Here is a 1,522-nt window from a genome sequence, read left to right as displayed (position 1 = left end):
AAGTCCTTAGTTAGTTCCATTCAAGCTGCATCGATTTGGGCAACAACGCCGTGTACAGATCTAGTTATCACCTGACACCGGCCTCAAACCGGTGTCTTGTTTACGCTACTTTAGTGCGCACTTCCTTCGGTATCAATTTCAGACCCTTCTTGAACATGCTGTAGGGGGTCTGACCCTCCATCATCCTGCCCTGATGTGGCCGCTGGGTATTGTAGTGTTCCAGATAGCTATCCAGGTCTGTCTGCATCTGCTCTACCGACTCATACCAGGTCGTTCTCCCCTTGATACGGAAGTGTTCATCCAGCAGTGTGCGATGCAGTCGCTCGATAAAGCCGTTGCTCTGCGGCCTGCGTACCTTGGTTGTCCGGTGTTCAATTCCCTCCAGTTGCAGGAACAGCTCGTAGGGATGATGGTCTGGGCGCCCGCAGAACTCGCGCCCATTGTCCGACAGGATGGTATAGACCCGCGCCTCGTGGGCTTCGAAGAACGGCAGCACCGTTTCATTGAGCACATGAACCGAGGTTACCGGTAGCTTGCTGGTGTAGAGCCGTCCCCAGGCGTGGCGACTGTAGCAGTCGAGCACGGTTTGCAGATACACCTGCCCACCCCCTTGAGTGCACCAACGAAGAAGGTGTCGACCGCCACCAGTTCTCCGGTGTAGTGGACCTCAATCTGGCGTTTGCGAAACTCGGGGCTGAAGCGTTCGAGCCGGCGAATTTGCTCGTCATTGAGCTCAATGGTCTGCTCCCGGTGGATTTTCTCGAGGCTCAACAAGCGGTCGTGTTTGGAGAGCAAGTCGTGCCGTTGCCACACGCCACGCACCCCACCGGCACTGACGTTGATACCTTGCAGAGCCAGTTCTTGTGCGACCCGCAGCGGGCCATGGGTTGGTCTGGTGAGGGAGTAATCGAGGATGGCCTGCTCAATCTCGGGCGCAACCCGGTTGGGATGAGCCCCTTTACAGCCAGGCAATTTGTCGAGCAAGCCCTCGGCGCCATAGGTCTGGTAATGACGGCGAATTTCGTAGAACTGCTGACGGCTGTAGCCGATGAGCTTGCAGGCTTTGCTGACGTTATTGAGCTCTTTGGCGAGCGCTAGCAGGCTGAGTTTGCGACGTGCTACTTTCTCGTTGGTGGTCATACGGTGACTCCAGATAACACGGTAGGGGTACCGTTTTGTTATCCGGTTTGAAGCCGTATGACCACTCCCTTTTGTGGGCAACTGTCAGGTGAATACCATCTCCATACATGAAGGGCTATGTTTTTTAAAAATAACAAATGGTCCGGATGTCAATCAGGAGTACCCACTTGTTGACCAAGCTGGGACCCTGCACTTGGCTTAAGGTGCAATTGTCGATGGATTATCCATAGCCAAGATCCATTAAGCGTCTGAGTTTTTCGTCATTGCAGTGAGCTTGACCCTGTCACGATCAAAAAGCCCCGCCAATGTCCGTTTGGCGGGGCTTTGCTATGTGGACCATTGCATACCGGTCGGTATTAGAGCGCGGGCAGCATCCCGAGGC

Annotated in this window: 1 pseudogene; it reads right to left on the bottom strand. The window is 54.5% G+C overall.

Annotated elements, in window-relative coordinates:
• Positions 1-100: 100 nt before the first annotated feature.
• A pseudogene (locus tag AAC083_RS21405) lies at positions 101-1,140 on the bottom strand (IS481 family transposase).
• Positions 1,141-1,522: the final 382 nt, after the last annotated feature.

This window comes from Aeromonas sp. HMWF014 (assembly GCF_963878295.1).
Lineage (GTDB): Bacteria > Pseudomonadota > Gammaproteobacteria > Enterobacterales > Aeromonadaceae > Aeromonas > Aeromonas popoffii.
Note: the sequence above shows the minus strand (reverse complement) of the source record. Positions and strands in the feature narration are given on the sequence as shown.